Source organism: Henriciella pelagia (assembly GCF_002088945.1).
GTDB lineage: Bacteria > Pseudomonadota > Alphaproteobacteria > Caulobacterales > Hyphomonadaceae > Henriciella > Henriciella pelagia.
In genome coordinates this window covers 855,428-878,293 of the sequence record NZ_NCSU01000007.1, presented here as the reverse complement: position 1 = coordinate 878,293, position 22,866 = coordinate 855,428, and the positions used below count along the sequence as shown (strand labels likewise).

The 22,866-nt window shown below is 56.3% G+C and carries 19 protein-coding genes and 3 pseudogenes; 5 read left to right on the top strand and 17 right to left on the bottom strand.

The window, feature by feature from the left end:
* Positions 1-33: 33 nt before the first annotated feature.
* From B8746_RS17590 to B8746_RS07060, 4 genes are read right to left on the bottom strand one after another with little or no spacing between them, the layout of a single operon-like run.
* On the bottom strand, positions 34-426 hold the full coding sequence (locus B8746_RS17590; RefSeq protein ID WP_084392905.1) for a Zn-ribbon domain-containing OB-fold protein: 393 nt from the start codon (positions 424-426) through the stop codon (positions 34-36).
* Between the two features lie 3 nt (positions 427-429).
* Complete coding sequence (locus tag B8746_RS07070; protein ID WP_084392904.1) at positions 430-1,614, bottom strand: thiolase family protein; 1,185 nt, start codon at positions 1,612-1,614, stop codon at positions 430-432.
* Between the two features lie 26 nt (positions 1,615-1,640).
* Positions 1,641-2,129 (bottom strand): aromatic-ring-hydroxylating dioxygenase subunit beta, encoded by a 489-nt coding sequence (locus B8746_RS07065; RefSeq protein WP_233124060.1) that lies wholly within the window; start codon positions 2,127-2,129, stop codon positions 1,641-1,643.
* A gap of 53 nt (positions 2,130-2,182) precedes the next feature.
* Complete coding sequence (locus B8746_RS07060) at positions 2,183-3,478, bottom strand: aromatic ring-hydroxylating oxygenase subunit alpha (RefSeq protein WP_084392902.1); 1,296 nt, start codon at positions 3,476-3,478, stop codon at positions 2,183-2,185.
* 180 nt (positions 3,479-3,658) lie between these two features.
* Here B8746_RS07060 and B8746_RS07055 point away from each other — a divergent pair, with 180 nt between their 5' ends.
* The gene (locus tag B8746_RS07055; protein WP_084392901.1) at positions 3,659-5,290 is read left to right on the top strand and encodes an AMP-binding protein; all 1,632 of its coding nucleotides are present in this window, start codon (positions 3,659-3,661) and stop codon (positions 5,288-5,290) included.
* 34 nt (positions 5,291-5,324) lie between these two features.
* Here B8746_RS07055 and B8746_RS07050 read toward each other — a convergent pair.
* Positions 5,325-5,513 (bottom strand): annotated as a pseudogene (locus B8746_RS07050) (integrase core domain-containing protein); the annotation flags it as partial.
* A gap of 167 nt (positions 5,514-5,680) precedes the next feature.
* On the opposite strand from B8746_RS07050, the gene B8746_RS07045 reads away from it, so the two are divergent.
* On the top strand, positions 5,681-6,055 hold the full coding sequence (locus B8746_RS07045; protein WP_198943707.1) for a hypothetical protein: 375 nt from the start codon (positions 5,681-5,683) through the stop codon (positions 6,053-6,055).
* 220 nt (positions 6,056-6,275) lie between these two features.
* On the opposite strand, the gene B8746_RS17585 is transcribed toward B8746_RS07045, so the two are convergent.
* From B8746_RS17585 to B8746_RS07025, 4 genes are all read right to left on the bottom strand, one after another.
* Positions 6,276-6,587: a 2Fe-2S iron-sulfur cluster-binding protein gene (locus tag B8746_RS17585; RefSeq protein ID WP_198943706.1), complete on the bottom strand. Its 312-nt coding sequence runs from the start codon at positions 6,585-6,587 to the stop codon at positions 6,276-6,278.
* A gap of 86 nt (positions 6,588-6,673) precedes the next feature.
* A complete protein-coding gene (locus B8746_RS07035) occupies positions 6,674-7,033 on the bottom strand; it encodes a bifunctional 3-phenylpropionate/cinnamic acid dioxygenase ferredoxin subunit (protein ID WP_084392898.1) in 360 nt (119 codons plus the stop codon).
* A gap of 81 nt (positions 7,034-7,114) precedes the next feature.
* Positions 7,115-8,032 (bottom strand): catechol 2,3-dioxygenase, encoded by a 918-nt coding sequence (locus tag B8746_RS07030; RefSeq protein WP_084392897.1) that lies wholly within the window; start codon positions 8,030-8,032, stop codon positions 7,115-7,117.
* 118 nt (positions 8,033-8,150) lie between these two features.
* Complete coding sequence (locus B8746_RS07025; protein ID WP_143434545.1) at positions 8,151-10,493, bottom strand: TonB-dependent receptor; 2,343 nt, start codon at positions 10,491-10,493, stop codon at positions 8,151-8,153.
* 198 nt (positions 10,494-10,691) lie between these two features.
* Here B8746_RS07025 and B8746_RS07020 point away from each other — a divergent pair.
* The 3 genes and pseudogenes from B8746_RS07020 to B8746_RS07010 form a co-directional block, all read left to right on the top strand.
* Positions 10,692-11,009: pseudogene (locus B8746_RS07020) on the top strand (integrase core domain-containing protein); the annotation flags it as partial.
* 82 nt (positions 11,010-11,091) lie between these two features.
* Entirely contained in the window at positions 11,092-11,712 is a 621-nt protein-coding gene (locus B8746_RS07015) for a TetR/AcrR family transcriptional regulator (RefSeq protein WP_084392894.1), read from the top strand.
* A gap of 377 nt (positions 11,713-12,089) precedes the next feature.
* Positions 12,090-13,280: pseudogene (locus tag B8746_RS07010) on the top strand (IS3 family transposase).
* Between the two features lie 108 nt (positions 13,281-13,388).
* Here B8746_RS07010 and B8746_RS07005 read toward each other — a convergent pair.
* The 8 genes from B8746_RS07005 to B8746_RS06970 form a co-directional block, all read right to left on the bottom strand.
* On the bottom strand, positions 13,389-14,297 hold the full coding sequence (locus B8746_RS07005; protein ID WP_233124006.1) for an alpha/beta fold hydrolase: 909 nt from the start codon (positions 14,295-14,297) through the stop codon (positions 13,389-13,391).
* An 83-nt stretch (positions 14,298-14,380) separates the two neighbouring features.
* Positions 14,381-16,018 (bottom strand): flavin-containing monooxygenase, encoded by a 1,638-nt coding sequence (locus B8746_RS17370; protein WP_084392892.1) that lies wholly within the window; start codon positions 16,016-16,018, stop codon positions 14,381-14,383.
* Positions 16,015-17,628, bottom strand: coding sequence for an acyl-CoA synthetase (locus tag B8746_RS06995; RefSeq protein ID WP_084393163.1), 1,614 nt, complete (start codon positions 17,626-17,628; stop codon positions 16,015-16,017). The genes B8746_RS17370 and B8746_RS06995 overlap by 4 nt, the downstream gene beginning before the upstream one ends.
* A gap of 53 nt (positions 17,629-17,681) precedes the next feature.
* On the bottom strand, positions 17,682-18,773 hold the full coding sequence (locus tag B8746_RS06990) for an acyl-CoA dehydrogenase family protein (RefSeq protein ID WP_084392891.1): 1,092 nt from the start codon (positions 18,771-18,773) through the stop codon (positions 17,682-17,684).
* Entirely contained in the window at positions 18,773-20,023 is a 1,251-nt protein-coding gene (locus B8746_RS06985; protein ID WP_084392890.1) for an acyl-CoA dehydrogenase family protein, read from the bottom strand. Before B8746_RS06985 ends, B8746_RS06990 begins: the two co-directional genes overlap by 1 nt.
* A 7-nt stretch (positions 20,024-20,030) precedes the next feature.
* The gene (locus B8746_RS06980; protein ID WP_084392889.1) at positions 20,031-20,492 is read right to left on the bottom strand and encodes a Zn-ribbon domain-containing OB-fold protein; all 462 of its coding nucleotides are present in this window, start codon (positions 20,490-20,492) and stop codon (positions 20,031-20,033) included.
* Positions 20,489-21,679: a thiolase C-terminal domain-containing protein gene (locus B8746_RS06975; protein ID WP_084392888.1), complete on the bottom strand. Its 1,191-nt coding sequence runs from the start codon at positions 21,677-21,679 to the stop codon at positions 20,489-20,491. The genes B8746_RS06980 and B8746_RS06975 overlap by 4 nt, the downstream gene beginning before the upstream one ends.
* Positions 21,676-22,851 carry an NAD(P)H-dependent flavin oxidoreductase gene (locus tag B8746_RS06970; RefSeq protein ID WP_084392887.1) on the bottom strand — a complete coding sequence of 392 codons (1,176 nt, stop codon included), beginning with the start codon at positions 22,849-22,851 and terminating at the stop codon, positions 21,676-21,678. The genes B8746_RS06975 and B8746_RS06970 overlap by 4 nt, the downstream gene beginning before the upstream one ends.
* Positions 22,852-22,866: the final 15 nt, after the last annotated feature.

The following is a 22,866-nucleotide window of genomic DNA, read 5'->3' as shown; positions in this document are numbered from 1 at the left end:
TTCCTCCCGAGTCTATTGCGACCCATCATTTTTTCATGCCATTGAGAATCGAACGATGCCATTGACCGCCCCGGAGAACACGACCGCATCACCGACCTTTTGTGGCGGCCCGCCCTCTCCATCGAATACCGCCGCCAATCGGGGGCCTTCATCTAACTCCACAAGAAGCACTGTGTAGGGCGCAGGCAACTTCGAATGGTACTGCGTGTGAAAGACCGAATAGGAATGGATTCGGCCACGCCCGGATACCGGACGCAACTCAACCGGATTGCCGCATGATGGACAAATGCGCGCTGCGTAGTCGGTTGCGCCGCATCCTGCAGCGCAGGACAAGCAGCACAATTCTCCCGCTTCCGCCCGCCGCAGAATTTCGCTTACGACAGGGTCGAGGTCTTTGGTCGGTGTATCGTCAAGTCGGCTCCCCATTGATTAAATTTCCCTATGCGGACTGACAGTCATGGCGGAATGATACTCCATTCGCCCGCCGAATCCCGTTACGAGACCAAGATTGTTAGACGGCACTTGGCGCTCGCCGCCGCACCTTCTGATCTGCACAATCGCCTCATGAACCGGCGTCATGCCCTGAAGGTAATAGGATGACAGATGGCCGCCGCCTGTATTTGTCGGCAATGCGCCTCCCGGTCGTGTTGCGCGACCCGCAATGAAGTCCACGCCCTCGCCAGGTTTGCAGAAGCCATATCCTTCGAGCGCAAGAATCGTCGTGATGCTGAAAGGATTGTAAAATTCACAAAAGTCGCAAGCTCCCGGGGTGATTCCAAGCCCTCCGAACAGATTACGGCCGGCAATCCCGGCTCCAGTCTGAATTTCCGGCTCAGCACCCGCGAAATTCCGGGCTCCAGAATGGCCCTGCCCAAAACCATGAACGTATACAGGCGAATTTGGCCCGTCGGCAGCGCTTTCTGCGCCCGAAACAATAACAGCTACAGCGCCATTTACCGGGTAAGCGCAATCGAACAAGCGCAAGGGCTCTACTATCCAGCGCGAGGCGAAATATTCCTCCTTATCGAGTGGCTTGCGTAGAAACGCCTTGGGATTGAGCGCCGCCCATTCTCGGTCCGCCGCCGCCGCCTCATAGAGCGCATTGCTGTCGGCCCCATACAGATGAAAATAACGCTGCACTGAAAGCGCAAAGCCCCCTGTGGCGCCGATCAGACCATGACGCTCATCCCAACCGTCAAGCCCAACCAAATTCATGGAGATCGAATAGGCGTCACCCCCTCCGGTCGCTCCTACTGGCGCATCAGCGAAGACGCATAAAACTTTTTCTGCCATTCCGGCATCAATCGCCAACGCGGCATACTGGATCATCTGTATGGCGGAACTGCCTTCGGCCTCGACTGAAGCCAACAAAGAAAGGTCGCCAAGACCGATATCCCGTTTCAGGTGTAGGGGCAGCACGCTACTGGCTTCGATCGGGCTCCTGTTCAGCAACAAGCCGTCAATCTCAGCCATCTTGAGACCAGCGTCTGAGACTGCGTCGAGACAAGCTTCAACCGCATGCGCGCGTGCCGTCTTATCCGGCTTGCGCGAAAACGTACTTTCACCAAGCCCAATGATAGCCGATGCCGCAGAACGCTTCCTGACCACATTCATGTCTAATCATTTAACCTTTCGCGCACTCAAATGATAAAAGACAATCCGCGGACGGAACCTTCTGAATTCAGCAAAAAGATATGCTTTCTGAACATCTTCAGTTCGCCATCTTTCCGCCTGAGCTTGTACTCAACACGCGCAGGCCAGACCTCAAGTTCTTTTGTCGCCTGCCTGCGGAACTCATAGAGAACGACATTTGCCCCAACGGCATATTCGTCAGCTCCCAGTTCTTCTATCTCGATATTTGCAATCGAGCGGCGCATGCGCGACGGGGGCAATTGCGCATGGCGCACACCAGTGTTCAATTGGCGGATGCGCGTAGCCAGGCGCGTACGATTGTCGTTTAATAAGGAAACCTGATCAGAATCCGGATCCTGAGACTCCCGCAAGGGAACCCAATAGTGCATATCGTCATCGACAAGCGCTTCCCACTCCGAATAGCGCGACTCATCAGCTAGTCGCGCCTCCTTGAACAAAAACGCCTCAATTTCAAGTCGATCTTCCACGGAAATCATATCCACGCCACGCCCTTTTTTAATTTACAATCCGATTGCTGAGCAGTTCCCATCTATGCGACAGCGCCTACGTCGGATGTCGGCGACCCCGGCTGCATAATTCTTCGGTAGTGACGCCAGAAACCGCGGTTTGGAGTCTCGTCGGTAAGATGGCTGGAAATTACCCCGTCATCCTCCACGACTTCCCGCTCAGCGCCGCGACTGAGGTCAAGCCATCCCCCCTTACCCTGGAGAGCGCTCTGAGCGCGCTCAGCAATAACGCAGTCGTCGGCGAGCAAGAAGGCAGTCGGCCCGAGAGCACCCTCGGATTGGCGCAATATTCGTCTATTGACGTCATCCTCAACCCCTTCGAGATACATCGGAGTATGAACATGAAGACAAACCCCCGGCGCGACCGGCTCGAAACGCACTATATTCATTTCGCCAAGAAACAGATTCGGGAAGATGACCGCATGAGGCGGCCCATCCCTCAAAATGCGGCCACCCTTTTGCTCGCCATACGCGTCCAGCATCGCTTTAGTGTAAGCCGGGTGGCGGTCTTCTGCACAACCAAACCACTCCAACGGCCTCGTATATGACGGTGAGAAAAACAGCTCTGTGTGGCCGTTACCCCAGTCTTTCGCCAGCGACTTCAGGCTCTCCTCGTCATCAAGCACCGCCTCATCATAATTTGAGCGAATCGCCTGCGCAAATGACGGATGCACGAAGTTGACATGATAACCGTCGGTGTCGTTCTCCGGCAGCATTTTCCAGTTGCAGTTCAGCTGGTGCTGAACCCACCCCCCCGAAAGCCGAATGCGCCCGACGGGCGACATTTCAACAGCCCGGTCTATCAGTTCTGTCGCGCGCCCCAGATGATCCAGCAGGGGCGGCGCATTCTCATTGAATGACGCAAAAACAAAGCCTTGGTAACTATCAACAAGCGGAAGCCTCTCAAGCCCATGACAGGAGAAATCCCCTTTGAATCCTCCAGGATACGGGACATCGACAAGAGCGCCTTTGGTGTCATAAGCCCAGCCGTGATACTGACATACGAGCGCCTTCCTGTTCCCTTTGTCTTCCTGACAGATGATGTTGCCGCGATGCGCGCAGCGATTCACAATGACGGAAATTTCGTCATCGCGCGACCGGATGGCGAACACCGGCTCCCGCCCGACATTGCGTCTCACAAAGTCCCCAGCGGTCGGAATCTCAGAATCGTGACAGATGAACACCCAGCCCATCCGAAAGATCCTATTCAGTTCGTCCTCAAAAACTTTCTCATCCGTATAGAGCGATGAGTGAACCCGTGCGTCGGTTATCAACTCATCATACCGCGGGGATTTCGAAGTATCTGTTTGTTTTATCATGCCTTCGCCTCCTGATCTCAGGACCGGAAAAATGGTTGTCTCGTCCGGTAGGTGCCAAATTCTTAACTGAGCGCTTGATTAATTTAGAATAGGCGGCAAACTATGTCAACAAACTTTTTTGCAGGCGTGAGCGATCTTTCAACCGGTCGCTTGAGAAACTTAACGTAGGAAATCCAGAAAATGATCAATCGAGACAAAGAGGCCGAATTTCCGGCCACCGCCAATTTTGCCGCATTATCCCCGATCAGTTTTCTGACTCGAACCGCGGCCGTCTACGCCGATCTGCCGGCTATAGTTTACGGCGCCCAACGGCGCACATGGGCCGAAACCTCCGACCGGTGCCTGCGACTGGCGAGCGCATTGCGCGCCGCTGGCTTGAACCGCAAGGAAACTGTCTCAATCATCGCCGACAATATCCCAGCGTCAATCGAAGCTTGTTTCGGCATTCCGATGGCAGGCGGGGTCATTAACGCCATTAATACCCGCCTAGACGCCGAAGCCATAGCATTCATTCTCAATCACGCCGAAACAAAAGTTTTCTTTGTGGACAGACGCTACCGCACCCTCGCCGGTGAAGCGATAGACAGAGCCGGGCGTGAAATGCTCGTCATTGACATTGATGATCCGTCATTTGGCGAGCGGCCGTCTTACGCAAGTCAGACCTATGAGGATTTCCTGAAATCAGGCTCCGGTGAAACGCTTTCGCCGTGGGAGCTGGATGAAAGCGATCCGATTGCGCTCAACTACACTTCGGGGACAACCGGCGACCCAAAGGGCGTCGTGCTGCATCATCGCGGCGCTTACTTGAATTCGATCGGTAACGCCCTGTCATGGCAGATGCCGCATTTTCCGGTTTACTTGTGGTCCCTGCCCCTTTTTCACTGCAATGGATGGTGTTTCCCTTGGACAATAGCGCTACAGGGCGGCGTCAATGTTTGCGTTCGCGGCGTGGACCCGGAGATGCTGCTTCACTTGGTCAGGAAACATCAGGTCACGCATTTATGCGGTGCCCCTATCGTCGTGCGAATGCTAGTCGATGCAGCAACTGCGCCTGAGGAATCGAACGAGAAGCTCAACGTCGCCGTGATGACCGCGGGCGCGGCGCCACCCGCAGCGCTGCTTCAAAAGGCGCAAGAAACCGGATTCGACATCACCCACACCTATGGACTGACGGAGGTTTATGGCCCCTGCGCCGTTTGCGCCTGGCGACCGGAATGGAATACTCTGCCGATTGACCAGCAAGCGGAAATGAAGGCCCGTCAAGGAGTCGGTTATCCGATGGTCGAAGAAATGGTTGTGATGGATCCGGATACAATGCAACCGGTGCCGCAGGACGGAAAAACGCTCGGCGAAGTGATGTTCCGCGGAAACCTTGTCATGTCGGAGTATTTCAAAAACCCTCAAGCCACCAACAAGGCACTGGCAGGCGGGTATTTTCACAGCGGCGATCTCGCTGTCTGCCATCCCGACGGCTATGTTGAAATTCGGGACCGGTCCAAAGATATTATCATTTCCGGCGGCGAGAATATTTCGAGTATTGAAGTCGAAGGCGTACTGTACAAACATCCCGCCGTATCGGCCGCCGCTGTCGTCGCTGCGCCCCATGAAAAATGGGGTGAAACTCCATACGCATTTATCGAAACCGTGCCAGGCAAAGAGGCGACTGAAGAGGAAATCATTGCCTTCTGCCGGCAGCGGCTCGCCCATTTCAAATGTCCCACCCGCGTAAATTTTCAGGCCTTGCCAAAAACATCGACGGGTAAAATTCAAAAGTTTGAACTGCGCGCCCTGGCCCAAAGCGACTCGGTTTGAATGACGTGCTTGGCTTGGTGGTCCGGCCTTGGTGTTAAAATCCAGCGGCGATTTTGACCTTGCCACCATGGCATAGGCCGGCGTTACGGGCAAACTCGCCGGGAGATTGCCCATTGTGAGCCATGTGAAGCCGGCTCTCATTGTAGTCGCGCCTCCACGCCTCGATCAGCCGCCTTGCCTCGGCCAGGGAGGCGAACCAGCTGATGTTCAGGGACTCGGTCCTAGACAGCAGATGCACCATGTTTCCGATTGTCCGCCCTCTGCCTGTGCGAGATGATGTTGGCGATGGCAGAGTCACTCATCATCGAGTCCCTGAAGGACAAGCGTGTTGATATCTATGGGCGGATCAGGCTCAGATTGCGCAGGCGAAGCACGACCTGGCTCATATAAATGTCGATCCGGCTATTCACCGCCCCTGACTACCAGTCGACTCGCTACATGGTGAGCCATGGGTTCTTCAAGAAGGACGAGATCACCGACATCTGCGTGCGCCATCTTGAGGTCGATGGCGAACTCACAACCCGGGATCTTGCTGAGCGGGTGATGATCGAGCGTCGGCTTGATGCAACGGCTGCCACGCTGCGCAATTCGGTCGTTTTCAAAGTCGTCCTAGCCCTTCGCCATACCGCCCGGCGCAAGCATGTCCGGATGGTGGAGGAGCGCAAGGGCATGTGCGCCTGGGCACCAGGCGATGCCGTCACGTTGCGGATCATTGCCAGTAACCTGCCCAGTTCCGGCCGACAGGAGCGCCGAGCGCTGCGCTGATCAGACGATTGGCGAGAGCGCCATTGCTCTCCAGACTGTGATCCTCAAGCCAGGCCGCATGCCCGGCGGTACCAAGGTGTTTCCCGCTCACGGCATGATGCTGCCCCCCGGATCATCCGCGCAATCGGGAGAAGAAGCTTTCAGCCATATTCGTGCTTACGCCATTCTCACTATAGGATTCAGAGTGATTGACCCGATTCAGAGAGCAGAGCAAAAATGTCTAAAGTCGTTCACGATAGAATTTTCGCATGCGCCCGACAACCGCAATCTCCAGATCCTCTTCGGCAATAGTCTTGCACGCCAAGGCATAACCGTCCTCTATTTCTTCGGGTGAGATCACGTCGCTATTCATCTTTCCAACACGATAGCGGCCAGACAAAATTCTTATCTTGCATACACCGCAACCGCCTCCGTGACACCCCGACGGGATTTTTTTCACCCCATGTCGCCCCATCGCGGCAAGAACGGTTTCATCCGCTTCGCACGTCGAGATACATCCCGCCTCCGGAATAGATATTCGAAAGTCGCCCACGTCAGGTCACAGGCCCCTGACCGAACCCGTGGACCAGCGGCTTCGGACTTCGTTGCCTTGCGTCAAAGCAACAATCTGAATATCCACTAATGTTGGGCGGCAATGTCTTCATCGTCCGGTTGGGTTATGCGGCCAGAAGAGACGTCGACGAGCACATCTCCATCTTCTATTTTGACGTCATAAATTTTTACCGGTTTCGTCGCGGGCAGCTTGTCTGGCCAACCGGTCCGCAAGTCGAACGCCGATCCATGCAGGATGCATTCGAGATGACAGTTTTCAAGAAACCCCTCCGACAAGCTCCAGTTGCCGTGCGAACACTTGTCTGCGATCGCAAAAACTTCTCCTTGAGAGAGACAAACTGCGATCCCTTCCTCCTCACCTTGAGGCATGAAACGGATGACTTCACCTTCGGAAAGCTCAGTGACTTTGCAAACTTTCACATACATTGAATTCCCACTTCTTCCTACGTTCAAGTTCGATGCCGTAATGCGACGACGGATGGCCGCCGCCTGACGGATCATTCCACTCTACGTGTAAACGCCGACAAAACTTTCGACGACTTCCTGTTCGTAGTAAAAAAGACCTTTGCCAAATTTGTCCGTCGTCCATACACGCGTTGGATTGTCGGGATAGAAATGATATCCCCCCGAAAATGTTTCATTCCGATTGCCGGAAGGATCAAAGAAGTAGATGGTTTGCCCTCGCGTAATACCGTGCCGGGTTGGTCCGATATCAATCTTGATATCGCGCCGCGCCATCAAGTCGGCTGCATGGCCGATGTCGGCCCAGGATTCCAACAGGAATGACGCATGATGGAGCTTGCCCTTCACCGGCGCTTTGAGGAATGCAACATCATGGGCCTTGTTTGAGCATGATAGAAATATCGCGATATTCTCGCCGTCCGGATCAACAACGCGTTCAGTAACGCTAAAGCCGAGACATTCGATCAGAATTTCTGCAGCTGCATCGATTTCATCGCCAAGCAAAGCGCAATGATCGAACCGGATAATACGCATGCCTTTGGGATCGTCGCGCCATAGTTCAGGATTGTCCGTCATGGGCCCGTTGTCGGATAGTGCCATGGTGGCATAAAAATCAAACAGATGACCTGTCGGCATATGCACGCGCAGCCGCTCACCGACGCCCGGCTGCTCCTCAGGCTCAATCACCTCATGCACAATGCCGCGCCTATCGAGGTTTCGCCTGAGTTCCTCCACGGATTCCTGTGACGCCATCTTAAAAGCCATCACGTCAACCCCGACATTGTCCGCCTCCCGAAGCACAACGCTGTGACGGTCGAATTCATCATAAGCCTTCAGGTACACCCGCCCGTCATGCCGGGAAACGAGATCGAGCCCCATGTGGTCACGGTAGTGAACAATCGCGGCCTCAATATCGAGCACGCGAAGCTGTATAAAGCCTGGCCTTAAGACTGGTGAAAGCATTTCGTAACCTCTCTTGTTTAACACACGCTCTCCAACGCTGGTTCTCTCACTCGAAGAACTTCTGCGCCCTGAAGAGGCGGCGCACATTCAGTTGCGCCGCCTGAACAACTGGCCTCGACTAGTATCTGAACTGCAACGTCAATCCGTAGGTGCGCGGTGGTGCATAGGTGCCGAATCCAATCCGGTTTCCTCGCTGCGTGAAGACGTGAGTGCGGTAGACCTCATCGGTGAAGTTCTTGACCCATGCCTGAACCATCCATTTGTCGTTGTCCGAATTCCACGCGAGCCACGCATCACCAACCGTGTGCTCTGGAATGACGTCAAGCGGATTGTTGTCCACGTTCGTGAACGACGAGCTTTGATATTTGACATTAACATTCGCTGTCAGGTTGCCGTGGCCGGCACCAAGCTCGTGGATGTATTGAATATAGCCGCCGCCGGAATGTTCCGGTGCCTGACGCAACGTTTTGCCAGTGAAGTCGCCGTTTCCTGAAATATCGGGCGTGCCGAAAAAGTTCTCAAACGTGGCGTCAAGGTGGGAGTAGAACCCTCCAACCTCTATATTGTCGGTCAACAGAGCGGTGAGCTCCCCTTCGAAACCCATAATTTCGGCGTCGGCGGCGTTTTCGGTGATAAATTCGCCTGCACCGGATGTCGGCGGCTGGAAGAAGCGTGTAACCTGAAGGTCCTCGTAATCAACGTAAAACCCAGAAAGGTTGATGCGAAGCCGGCTGTTGAGGAAGTCCCCCTTCATCCCGATTTCGTAGTTCATCGCCTCCTCGGGCATGAACGGTGTTGTCGCGCCAGAAGCCGTTGTCGCTGCTCCGGTGAAGCCGCCGCTTTTGAAGCCAGTGGCGACCGTGCCGTAGATTAGAACATCATCAACCACTTCGTAATCGACCGCGGCCTTCCACGAGAAATTATCCCAGTCTTCCTTACCCTTTGTCGGCGGGAATGCGGAAAGCACAAGCTGCAAGCTTGGCGATTGGGGAATTTCGTTGAAAGCAACAATCTCCTTTTCCTCGTAGGAAAAGCGTCCGCCCGCTGTGAGGCTTAGACGATCCGTCAGGTCATAGGTCGCCTGAACGAACGCAGCAACCGCACTCCCCTCAAATAGCATCGTCGCCTCCGCATAGTTCGGATCGAGCGACGCATCCGAAATCGCAGTAAACAAAATACCTTCTGTTCTGTCGATTTGCTCTATGCTACCGAACGCGCCGGCAACCCATTGTAGCGGTCCGCCCGAATTAGAAGACAGACGAATCTCACCTGTGAATTGTTGCGAATCCTCCCAGACTATATCGCTGTTATCGAAAGTGAAGCCGATGCTCGGATCGCCCAACAGCAGATCAGTCGGATTGCCATTAGATCCCGTCAAATCCACCATCGGCGACGGCGGCAAACCCGTGTCGTCGTGAGAGAAGTAATATTCGGACTCCCGATACGCACCCATTGCGGTCAGCGTAGCGAATGAGAAATCCTTATTGATTTCAATCATACCGCCGAAGACATTGCGTTCGCCGCCATTGTCCTCTTCGCCAAGATAGGTGCGCACCGAGCCTGCACCACCAAGCGCAATATCAACAGCCATGGGATCCGACGCGCATCCGCAATCGTGAAGCGGGCCAGCTGAGCCGACCGGTTGACGATTAATATTACCAAGCTCTTCGTCGGCGCCATCCAGGGACACGAGAACACTCAAATCACTGGCGGCCTCCCACAGCGCCTGTGCGCGCCAGGAAAAAAGGTTGTTTCCTCCAATCTCATCGCCCCGGCCCGGACCAATCCATCGGTCATAACCCTCAAATGATCGGCGGTTGAACGACAGCTTTGTAAACAAATTATCGGTTAAAGGCACATTGACCATTGCCGCTGTATCGAACTGGTCATATGAGCCGACCGTTTGCCGCACACGCAGGCGAAATTCGTCATCCGGCTTGCGGGTAATATAGTTGATGACTCCCCCGATCGAGTTCTTACCAAACAGCGTGCCTTGCGGCCCGCGCAACACCTCAACGCGCTCGAGATCAAATATATCGACGTTTGAGGCCGACCGGGCGGCGACATAGACGCCATCAACCATAACCAAAGTTGAATCGGACGCCCCGGCGCCATCCTCTTTCGTTCCAACGCCACGAATGGAGATCTCAGGCTGACCTGGCTGGAAAGTGTTAAAAGCAAGACCGGGCGTCACCTGGGCAAGGTCTGTCAGCGTGGCCAGCTGCCCCTGCTCCATCGCTTCGCCGGAAAATGCGGTAATGGAGATCGGAACGGACTGGGCCGTTTCTTCCCGCTTTTGCGCGGTAACGACGACGGTGTCGAGAGACCGGTAGTCGCCCGCCTCTTCAGGCGACTCAGCCTCTTGCGCGACCGCGCCCATACCGGCGACAATCGCCTGCGACCCTGCCGCAAGTAGCAGACCACGCAACACATTGAACGATTTAGGATTTACGGAATTCACTTTTCTACCCTCCCGGCTTGCGATTGTGAAGTTCACAAGTTGAATTTAGCTTTTATAAAGGTTGACTTGTTTTGATCAAGCGCTTGCTTAGTTTTTGTGCTGCGGCTTGTCAATAACCCTTCGCAGAATTTTCGGCGAAGAGTTTCGCTTTTTCGCGTATGCAGGAGCACTCGTCGCGAACTGCGGTTATTTTCAAGGGGCGTCGTTCTCGACTTCGACCGCCCCGGCAAACCGACGGACAATGCGTTCATTGAGGCATTCAACGGCCGGCTCAGGTCGGGGTGCCTGGATGCGCACTGGTTCATGAACCTGCCAGACCCAAGGAAAAAGCTGGAGGCTTGGCGTGTAGCCTATAATCAGCTACGACCTCATAGCGTGATTGGAAACAAAGCCCCGCAAGCGCTGATGAATCACCCGGCCGTCATCCAGTCCAGCCGACTGATGAAAGCCGGGAAACTCCAACCCGGAATGGTACAGTCCTTCTCAAAGCAAAAGGCGAACAGACTCTCCGAATGAACGGCCCGGATCACGGGGCCGGGTCAATATTTATAAACTATTCGATTTGCAAAAAAGCCTCTGAACTTTGAAGGATTACGAGATGGCTCGGCCCAAAAAAACGAAAAATACCGTTGCGATGCGAGACGAGCTAATCAACGCGTCGGCGCAATTGTTCAACAAACTGGGATTTCAGCGAACAACCGTTCGCAATATCGCCGAGGAAATCGGGATTACATCTGGCAGTATTTTCTATCATTTTGATAGCAAGGAACAGCTCCTTGAGGCGGTTATCGAACACGGAATGACCAGCGGTCTGTCCATTGTTGAAGAGCAACTATCGGAGTTAACAGGGCCGCTCTCGCGGTTCCATGGATTGGTTCTGTCACACTTGCGTGCGCTCAACGGACCGCCAGGCGATGCGCATAAAGTATCCTTTCGTGAGTGGGGCTCCCTGCCTCAAAGCGCGCGATCCCGTTTGCGCTCCATCAATGAGCGATATCGCAACATCTGGATGGACGAATTGACAAATCTGAAAAAACATCGGCACCTCAAGAGTGATCCGGAATACTGTCGGCGCGCCATGATCGCCGCACTCAACTGGTCGCCAGTCTGGCATAAAGAGAATTCAAAACTCGAATGGGAAACAGCTTCAGATCAGTTTTGCGCCGTCGCGTTAAATATGACTGTGACCGACTTCGTCGAACAACGAATGAAGGAATGAGAAATAACACAAGCTGCCCGAACCAAATAGTATTTCGCCACCCAAAACAGCTGAATCTGACCTATTCAATGTGGACTCTTCTGCAACGCATGACCATCACACAAAAGGAAGTCTGAATACCGACCGCAAGCAATGTCTGGCTGAATGACGCGTCCGATATTCTCCGAACAGCAGGCGACTGGTAACTGCAAACGCGCAAGTCAAACGTCATGTGCATAGATTTTCCTGCAGCGAGCACGACATCAAAAACATTGCAAGCAGAGGCTTTGCCTAACCCATCGACATGAGTCGAGCCGCATATCAGACTCGGCAGTTTTGACCTGAGCCCCGATTGGTCCCGCATTTGAATTGAGAGTCTGTCATTATGGAGACAGACAATGCGCAAGAGCAAATTCACGGAAGAACAGATCATCGCGATTCTAGCTGAGCAGGAGCGCGGCATGTCGACGGCGGAGGTCTGCCGGCGTCATGGCGTCAGCTCGGCCACCTTCTATAAATGGAAGGCGAAGTTCGGCGGCATGGACGTATCTGATGCCCGCAAGCTGAAGACGCTGGAGACCGAGAATGCACGGCTTAAGAAGCTTCTGGCCGACAGCATGCTCGACAACTCGCTCCCGAAAGACCTTCTGGGAAAGTCCTGACGACGCCCCATGCGAAGCGGGATGCCGCGCTGAAGGTGATCGAGACCTACGACATCTACCAGCGCCGCGCCTGCCGGCTGGTCAGCGTCGATCCGAAGACTGTCAGGCGAGAAGCGGAGCCGGACAATCCGGAGATCCGGACCCGCATGCGCGAGATCGCAGCGACGCGCCGCCGGTTCGGCTATCGCCGCATCGGCCTGATGCTTGAACGCGAAGGTATCGCGATGAACCAGAAGAAGCTGAGGCGTCTCTACAGGGAAGAAGGCCTGGCCGTGAAACGGCGACGGGGCCGCAAGCGCGGTCGTCATTGGCGCGCCATTGGTCCGGGCGACAATGGCGACGGGACGCGTGCGCCGATGCCTGTTCCGGACGGCCCATCGCAGCGCTGGAGCCTCGACTTCGTCTCGGATGTCTTCGGTCCGGCACGGCGGTTCCGCATGCTGAACGTGACCGACGACTACACAAGAGAATGCCTGGCGCTGGTGGCCGACACCTCCCTGTCAGGCGCACGTGTGGCGCGGGAGCTCGATCGCTGCATCCGTCTTTATGGCCGGCCGGAAACCATCGTCTCTGACAACGGCACTGAGCTGACCTCACGGGCCATCCTGGAATGGCAGAACGAAACTGGCATCGCCTGGCACTATATCGCGCCGGGAAAGCCGCAGCAGAATGGCTTCGTCGAAAGCTTCAACGGAAAGCTCCGCGACGAATGTCTGAACGAGGAAGTGTTCGACAGTCTCGCGCATGCCAGGAAGGTGCTGGGACGTTGGCGACACGACTACAACCATCACCGGCCTCACTCATCGCTGGGCGGGCTGACGCCCGCCCGCGGCGCGCCGGTCACTCGAGCTTGTCGGGGGCTCCGCTCCCGGCGCGTTCGCCAGACCTCAAACCTTGGACTATGAAAGGGTCAGACTCTCGAAATAAGTGAGGGAGCGGAAGGCCTCAGGTCAATTTCTGCCGCTTTTTCTGGAGACGCCGTTCACCATGGGTTGAGCCAACCCGATACATTGCGCATTGGACTTCGAACCTAGCTCAGCGGCACGAAGGGCGAGGTTCCTGATTATCCCATAGGTGCAGGATGCTCAGGAGTGCGGTTGCGAAAGCCAATGGCTGATCGAGCATCAAATGATGGCGTGCTTCAGGAACGGCGATGATAGGAATGTCACCCCCCCCCAGCTCACGGATGTAGTCAGCCGAATCCTTGGTAAAGAGCTGGCTCTTGGCACCATGAACAATGGTCTTGCGACCCGGCGTACTCACGAGTCGCTGGCCGATCGTAAGCCATTCTTCCGACTTATTGCTTCGCCGGAACACTTCGGGTGTGAATTTCCATGTCCAGTTATCTCCGCAGCGCCGCATAGAATGATACGCCATGTAATCCAGAAGGAAAGGCTCGCCGACGGGTTGGGGCGGGGAGAGGACGTATCTTTTGCGCGCCTCTTCATAGCTCGCATAAGACCGCTTGGGCTTGTCAGGGTCACCTGACCCCGGGCTGGAACGGCGTTGGTTCCAATATTGCTTCAGGACCTCCGCGCGCAAGACCATGAGATCGCAAATCACAACCCCGGAAAACCGATCGGGCGACTGCGTCACGGCAGTGAGCGCTGCGCCGGAACCGAAACTGTGCGCAATGATGGTGGGTTTGTGGCCATCCGCGAACAGATTGAGCGCCTCAGCAATCTCAACAAATTCGCGCCCTCTCGCTTCTGGATCGGCCTGCCCACGCATCTCCGAGTCGCCCATGCCGGCAAGGTCGAACGCGACCACGTCATAGTCGTCGGCGAGGAACGGAGCGATGAAGGCAAAGCAGCGCGCGTGGGAGAGAAAGCCATGTGTCATAAGCACTTTCGGCTTGCCGCGATCGCCCCAGCGAAAGTAATGCACTTTCGCATTGTCGATCTCTTCATAACCTTCCTCGCGCGGCACTTTCAGGGCCGACACAAACCATTCCGGCAGATGCGAACCATCGCCGGCCCAGACAGAGCTGATATCGTCGGGAAAATCTGTCACTTTCGTCAATATATTCATTCCATCATCTGTTCGTTGCTGGTGTGTTTGTCGATGATGAAGCCGCGATACCCGTCATTCGCTACATCTTCGCAGAGTGCGACATATCCAGACACGCTTGGAAAGTTGATCAGCTGACGCTTCCTGCCAGGGATATTTGCGCCCATGTACCAGGAATTCGCTTCGGGAAACAGGGTCATTGCGCCAGCCTGTGCCACCATTTCTGTCCAGCCCGCTTCTGCGGTCGCACTGGCTTCGAATTGATGACTGTCATTGTCTCGCATCCAGACAAGAAAGTCGCAAATCCAGTCACCCTGTATCTCTGCGCTGGTTGGGCCGTTCGAGAAACCTGACGGGCTAAGTGGACCGTATGCAAACAGCATGTTTGGAAAGTCTGCTATCGCCATGCCGAGATAGGCGCGTAACCCGTCTTCCCAAGCTTGTGAAACAGAAAGGTCGTTCGTCCCCGTGATGTTCATATCGACCATGCCGCCTCGCCCGGCATCGAAGCCGGTGGCGTAAACGATGAGGTCGCATTCCACCTCGCCGCCAGCGGTCTCTATCGCGTGCGGTTTGATCCGGGTGATGGGGGTTGCCTTCAGATCGACCAGATCGACATTATCCTGCGCGAAAATCTCGTAATAACACTGCTCGAGCGAAGGTCTCTTCGTGCCGAATGGATGGGGTGGTTCGGAAGGCGCGAGCAGTTCAACAAGATTGGGGTCGGAGATCCTGGCGCGAACCTTGTCTCGCCAGAAATCATAGGCGTAGCGGTTCGCTTCGCGATTGATCAGCAGGTCGGAGAAATTGTGATACCAGAACCTGAGGCCGCCTTTCTGCCACAGATATTCGAAGTGTGCCTTGCGCTCTTTCTCGTCAACTTCGAGCGCCGAAACGTCCAGCGATTGAGATTCGAACCCTCCGCGGGTCTGTTTGCGCGCTTCGAAGATAGCGGCATAATCCTGCTTGTCGCGTTCCTGACCTTCCTTTGTCAGCTTTTGCTGCTGCATGGGCAGCGCCAGGATTGGTGTTCTTTGAAATAGTGTCAGCTTCGATGCGGACTTCGCGGCTTCCTGCGCGACTTGCACACCGCTTGCCCCGGTGCCGATCAAGGCAATCTTGCGTCCGCTCAGATCGACCCCCTGTTGTGGCCAGCGCGCCGTGTGAAACCATTCGCCTTCGAAATCCTCAATGCCGGGAAAATCAGGGATATGCGGCTTTGATGCGAAACCAATCGCGGGCAAGAGGAACCGTGTCGTAACAGTTTCCTCTCCGTTGAGTTGCAGGTGCCATTGCTGCGCCTCTTGCTCATAGTTCGCGCCTGTGACCCGTGCCCCCATGCGCATCATGGGCCACAGCTTGAGTGTATTACAAACATGCTGGAAATACGCTCTTAGCTCTTTCCATCCGGGAAATCGTTCGCTCCAGGTCCATGATCTCCACACTTCAGGTATTGAGTACTCGTAGATCGGCACCTGCGAATCCACTCGTGCGCCCGGATAGCAATTCCAATACCAGATACCGCCCGGCTCGGCCGCAGCATCCACCAGCAACACGTTGAACCCGGCGTTACGTAACTTGTGTAACAGGTAGATCCCGCTGAAGCCGGCACCGACGATTACGGCGTCGTAATCAGGAGAAGCCCGCTTGCTCATGACGCGACCGTCAAGCGCTCGGCGATTGCTTTTGCTGTTGCATAGTCGGCCTTGCCGTTGGATGCGCGCAGGGCTGTTTCCGTTGGATGGATGGCCTTTGGCGTTTTGTAACCGGCCAATTGCTGACGCACGTGGTCTTTGACGCCTTGCTCGTCGAATGCAACGTCGCCACTCAGGTGCACGACGGCGGTGACGGCCTGGCCCCATTTTTCACTCGGCACGCCCACGACCAGCGCGTCAGCAATAGCGGGATGGGTCTTGAGGACTTCCTCGACCTCTTCCGGATAGACCTTTTCACCAGCCGTGTTGATGCACACGCTGCCACGGCCCAGCAGGGTCAGGCTGCCATCGGCTTCGACCGTGCACCAGTCGCCTGGAATCGAATAGCGCACCCCGTCGATAGTGCGGAAGGTTTTGGCGGACTTTTCGGGATCCTTGTAATAACCCGCCGGGATTGCGCCCTTGCGAGCGATATATCCCGGTACGCCGCTGCCCGGCGTTACTTTCTGGTCGTTTTCATCGAAGACATCGCAGAATTCACCGATCGCGAATTTCGCGGTGTTCGTGCCCCCCTCTGCGGTTGTGACGGAGAGGCCGAAGCCGAGCCCTTCGGAAGCGCCAAAACTGTCCATCAGCACCACTTGGGGGATATGCTTGCACAGGCCAGCCTTGACCTCTTTGCTCCACATCACGCCGGATGAAACAATGGAGACAAGGCTGCTCGTGTCCCAGCGACCGGGATTATTGTCCAGCGCCTGCAGCATCGGTTTGGCAAAAGCGTCGCCCACAATTGAGATGCTTTCCACCTGGTGCGTATCGACCGTCTCCCACAATTCAATCGCATCGAAAGATGGGTCCGACAAAGTCACGATGGCACCGCCCGACATGAGCGTGCCGATCGCAGTGATGAAGCCGGTCCCGTGCATTAACGGGCAGGAGGGTAGCGTGCGTCTGCCAGGCCCTTGACTGGTGATCAGGGCGACGTTCTCCTCGATTGTTTGCGGAACGGGGCCGAGCAGCTTCTGGGCGTCCAGTTGCGCCTTGCGCATATCGTCATGACGCCACATCACGCCCTTGGGCATCCCTGTCGTGCCGCCGGTATAAATGAAGAGCAAATCGTCAGGCGAGCGCGTGATGCCGAGAGCCGATCCATCGCCTTCCTGCGCGAGGGTTTCATAAGGGATTGCGAAAGGTGCGATTTGCGAAGCGTCGCCAACTTCAACGAAGGTGTGAACTTTTTCAAGTCGATCCTTGAGTTCGACGATACAGTCACGGAACTCCGAGCTGTAAACAATCACCTCGCTGTCAGAATCATTGAAAATGTAAAAAACTTCCTCGGGGCGATAGCGATAATTGATGTTCACATGAGTCAAACGTCCCTTAAAGCAGGCCGCCATCAGCTCACCGTATTCAGGGCGGTTGCGCATATAGAAAGCCACCTTGGCGCCATCGCAAGCTCCGCGCTTTCGCAACGCACGCGCGACATTATTCGAACGCGCGGCCATTTCAGGCCAGGTGACGATCCGGTCGCCGTGTATCAGGGCAGGAGCGTCCTGAGGTATGGCGGGTTCGATTGCGTCGAGAATGTCGCCGAGATTCCAGTTAATAATGTTCCTTCTCCCTTCAAGTCTGGGCCGCTTCTTTCGCAACCCATTTTTTTTTGTTATGGGGCTTTTATCCAACCTTGTAGGACTGCCACTTCGGCCCGCACCGTTTCGGGGCCTCCAAGCGCTTGCCGGTCGAAGCCAATACGTTTGAACCAGTAATGAAGACCCATCAGGTCCGTAAATCCCATTCCGCCATGCACTTCGGTGGAGGTGCGGGCGACAAAGCGATGGACTTCGCCTGTGTGTGATTTGGCATGGCAGGCGAAAATGGATGCATCCTCCGGTATCGAATCGAAGGCGTGGGCCGCATACCAGACAAGCGAGCGGCATGGCTCATGACGTGCGGCCATCTCCGCGCACATGTGCTTGACGGCCTGGAAACTGCCGATTAGCCGGCCAAACTGTTCGCGCTGTCCAGAATAATCGACAGCCTTTTCGATCATGGCCTGGCCCGCGCCCAGGCTGTCAGCAGCTAAGATCACACGGCCCGCATCGCGCAACCGGGCCGTTGTCGCGCCGTTATCGTCAACAAGCGGTTCTGCCTCTGTCTGTTCGAAACGCAATTCCCCGACACTGCGGGTGCGATCAATGGTCGTCAGCCGGATCGTCTCCAGTTTGAGGGCGTCGGCAGTAACGAGGTGCAGCCTGCCGCTCACGTCAGCTACGATGTAAGCGTCAGCTCCCTCGAAATCCAGGCAAAACAGGGCGGTGCCGCTGAGCTTCCCACCAGTAAAGGAAACGCCCGCCCCGTCGCGCGCCTCGACCGTCTCGGAAATCGCGACAGCGATACGGGCCTCGCCGTTCGCGATCTTCGGTAGCCATTGCGCTTTTTGCTCTTCGCTACCGGCCTCGCTTAGCGCGATAGGCGCAAGTACATGACTGGCGAGAAAAGGCACTGGCGCGATCACATAGGCGAGCTGTTCGGCAACTATGGCAGCGTCTAGAAGGGTCATGCCGAGGCCGCCATGCTCTTCAGGTACGAGCATCCCTGGAATGCCCAGGTCCTGAACGGCGCCGAGCACTTTGTCGCTGTATGGGTTGTCCAGTTCGGCGCATTCGCGGACATGATCGAGCGGACAGGTGTCCGCAAGACACCGGGCAACCGCATCACGTAACATCTGCTGGTCCTGAGATAATCCGAAGTCCATTAGGCTGACCCCTGTTTGTGACGCGCCGTGTCTGCCGTTGCTTTCGCCGCATCCGAAGTCTTTGCCAGCTTCGGTTCGCGCGGCATGCCCAGTCCACGTTCGGCAATGATGTTTTTCTGAATCTGCGCGGTGCCGCCGCCTATTATGAGACCGAGCTGGAACATGTAGTTCCATTGCCACGCACCGGCTTCACGCTCTCGCGGGCTACCATGGTAGAGCGTGCCCATCTCACCCATGGCGTCAATCGCCAGTGCGGAAATCTGGTGGGCAATCTCACAGCTTTGCAGCTTGACGATTAGCTTCGCCATTCCACCTGACTCACCCTTGAGGCGGTTCGAAAGGATACGCATCCCATTGCATTTCATCGCTGACACCTCTGCCTGGAGCGCCAACAGCCGGTCGCGCAGAACCGGATTGTCGATTGCGCGGGCCTGCCCGATACGCTCTTCCTGCATCAGTGCGATCAGCGCCTGCAGCCGGTTTTCGAGTGCACCGGGATCACCCAGCATTCCCCGTTCATGGCCGAGGGTTGCATTCGCCACGAGCCAACCCTGGCCCCGCGCACCTACAATCTGGTCCACCGGAACGCGGACATCGGTGAAGAATGTTTCATTGAATTCTGCGTGGCCCGTCATCGTCTTCAAGGGACGAACCTCAATGCCCGGTGTATCCATCGAGAAGATCAGATAGGAAATACCGCGGTGTTTTGGAGCATCAGGCTCGGTCCTTACGAGACAGAAGATCATATCGGCCTGCTTCGCCGTGCTGGTCCAAATTTTCTGGCCATTGATGACGAAATAGCCGTCTTCGACCCGCGCGCTAGTCTTGAGGCTGGCCAGGTCCGATCCGGCACCGGGTTCAGAATAGCCCTGGCACCAAACGATCTCGCCTTTGAGGGTGGGTTCGATCCAGCGTTGCTTCTGCTCCCTGGTGCCGAGTTCCAGCAAAGTCGGAACGAGCATCGAAATACCCTGGTTGGCGAGCCCGCCCGGCACCCCGGCCTGTGAAAATTCCTCGGAGATGATGCGCGATTTAAGGATGTCGGGTTCCGCGCCGTAGCCGCCATACTCCGCCGGGATTGTGCGGGCTGTGTATCCGTTTTCGATCAGCAGCTTCTGCCATTGGACGGCTTCGGATGAAGGGCGGGCCGCCCGAGCCGCAGACGGCGGCGCAAGATGGCGATGGGCTTCGATGAAAGCTCGCACCTGTTGACGGAATGCGTCGTATTCGGGTCCGTAATTGAGATCCATATCGCTCCTACTCCTCGCAGGGACGGAAAACGGGCAGGTGGAAGTCGTCTCCAACCGGTTCGAATGTCAATTCGACAGGAAGGTCGAGCCTGAGGCTCTCATGATCACAATTGATCAGGCGAGTGGCCATGCGCACGCCCTCTTCGAGTTCAACCAACGCAGCCACGAAGGGAATGTCGGCGGCAAATGCCGGGTGCAGGGCCTGGTGGGTGACGGTCCAGGAAAAGAGCATACCCTTGCCAGTGCTGCGCTCCCACGAAAACTCCGGTGAACCACACTTTGCGCACATGTAACGAGGCAGGTGACGGAAGGTGCCGCAATCGCTGCAACGCTGGAAATAGAGATGTCCATCCTGGCACCGATTCCAGAATTCCTGTTCGATAGGGTCCTGCGGGCGCGGTTTCGGCTTGGGTGGAGCCTTCTGCGCCATGAAGCGCATTTTAGGCGGAAGTTCGGTCTTGTCGCTCACGTAAACCTCCTGAGGATTGCGATGCTCCCGTCGCCAAGGTCGCCCCAGCCGGTCACGAGGCCCGTCTGGGCATCTGCGACCTGACGCTCGCCGCAATCGTGGCGCAGCTGGCGGACCGCCTCAACAACATGGTTGAGGCCCCAGACATGCGCTTCGCTCAGCAACCCGCCATGTGTGTTGATGGGATAGCGTCCCCCCAACTCGATCTGGCCATCAGCGACGAATTCGCTCTGACCGCCGGGTTCGCAGTAACCAAGCGCTTCAAGTTGCAACAGCACGATATAAGAGAAGCAGTCGTAGATTTGCAGAAAATCCATATCCTCGCGGGTGACGCCTGCCATTTCGAATGCGCGCGGGGCGGCATAGCTGAGGCCGATCTTGAAAGGGTCGGGGCGCGAGGGGATGTCGTCGGCGGGATAGGGGTGACCCTCAGCGGCGCCTGCGATGCTTACCGGCACATGCGGCATGTCCTTGGCCCGTTCCATGTGCGAGACAACGACCGCGCAGGCACCATCGGTTTCCAGGCAGCAATCGTAGAGCCGGAAAGGCTCGGATATCCAGCGCGCCGAGTGATACGCCTCAAGATCGAATGTACGGCCATGATTGAAGGCTCTCGGATTTAGCTGCGCGTGACGGTTACATGCGAGTGCGACAGCGGCCATGACGTCCGGCCCGACACCGTGGAGTTTGGAATGTCGCATGGCGAGCCAGGCATACATCTGCACCGGCAGGAACACGCCATAGGGAATGTAATAGCCCTGAATGGTGTTGGTCAGAGTGTTCATGTTCATCGGCCGGGTGGGCGGGGCACCGGCCTTGGGCCTGAGTGCGGAATAGCCATTCCAGCCCAGCGTTACGAGAACGTGGTCACAAAGGCCGCTGGCGATCGCCATCGCTGCGTTCTGGAGCGCTGTCGTCGGGCTGGCTCCGCCCATGTGAACGGTAGCCGCATAGCGCAGCACGTCGATACCCAGATTGGCGGCCATTTCTTCCGATGTCGTGTAGATCGGCGGCGGAACCATGCCGTCGATGTCGGATGGCTTCAGCCCGGCATCCGCAATCGCCTTGCGCGAAGCTTCGAGCATCATGTCGACCGCGGTATTTTCGGCCCCCTTGACGAATACGGTTTCACCGACGCCCGTGATCGCGGACCTGTCACTGAAATTGAGGGAGGATGTGGCGCTCATTTTTGACGCTTCCCCTGTTGACCGTTCTGCATGTCTCCGACAAACGAGCGGGAGAGTGCGAATTCTGCACCTTCGACAAGGTCGCGCATCACCTCGGCTGCGGGCCGGATCGAATGAATGAGGCCAATTCCCTGGCCAGCAAAGCCGGGCATGATATCCTTGCGCCCAGCCTTTAGGCCCGAAGCCATAACCGGCCCTGAAATCATCGACTGGAAAGGCATGGGCAGTGGTTCCTTGCCCGCATCAACCCACGCATCGGCCCATTTGTTACGGATCATTCGGGCAGGCTTGCCGGTTAGCGAGCGGCTTACGACGGTATCCGAGTCACCGCTTTCGGTGATTGCTTCCTTCTGAAAATGCTCGATGCCTGCTTCGACCGTTGCGAGGAAGGCGGTGCCGATCCACGCGCCTTCTGCCCCCAACATCAGCGACGCAGCGACACCGCGCCCATCTGAAATACCACCTGCACCGATCACGGGTACCCGATCACCGACCGCATCCACGACTTGCGGGATAAGCGACATGGTTCCGATAGGTGAATTGTGGCCACCGCCGTCGTGCCCCTGGGCGACGATCATGTCGATACCGGAATCGACCACCTGCTGGGCATGCTTGACCTTGCCGATCACCGCCATGACCTTGGTGCCGTTGGCGTGAAGACGGTCCATCCAGGGCGCGGGATTGCCGAGTCCCGCGGCATAGACCGGCACTTTTTCCTCAATCACCACCTCCATCTGCGCCTCGAAGAATTCTCTCGAGAATAGCTGGAGCTGACTCTTGCCCGTATCCGGCGAACCCGCGGCGCGCATCGCTGCTGCAGCATCGACTTCGGGAAGATTCTCCCGCGCCATGAAATCGCGAGTAAACTCCTTGTATTCGTCGATTTTTTCCATCGGGTTGGCGGGCGCGTTACCGGATTGTGGCGCAACCCCCCGCCGGACCGAGGCCGGCAGAAGCGTGTCCACCCCGAACGGCTTGTCGGTCATCTCGCGGGTCTGACGGATCCAGCTACGTAACTGGTCCGGCGAGCAAGCCGCGGCGCCGAGGACGCCCAGCCCCCCCGCATTCGATACCGCGGCCGCGAGTGCAGGGACACTTGCCCCGCCCATTCCGGCCAGAAAGATCGGATATTCGATCTCGAGAATTTCGCATATGCGGCTTTGTAGCGGCATGTTTTTTTCATCCTC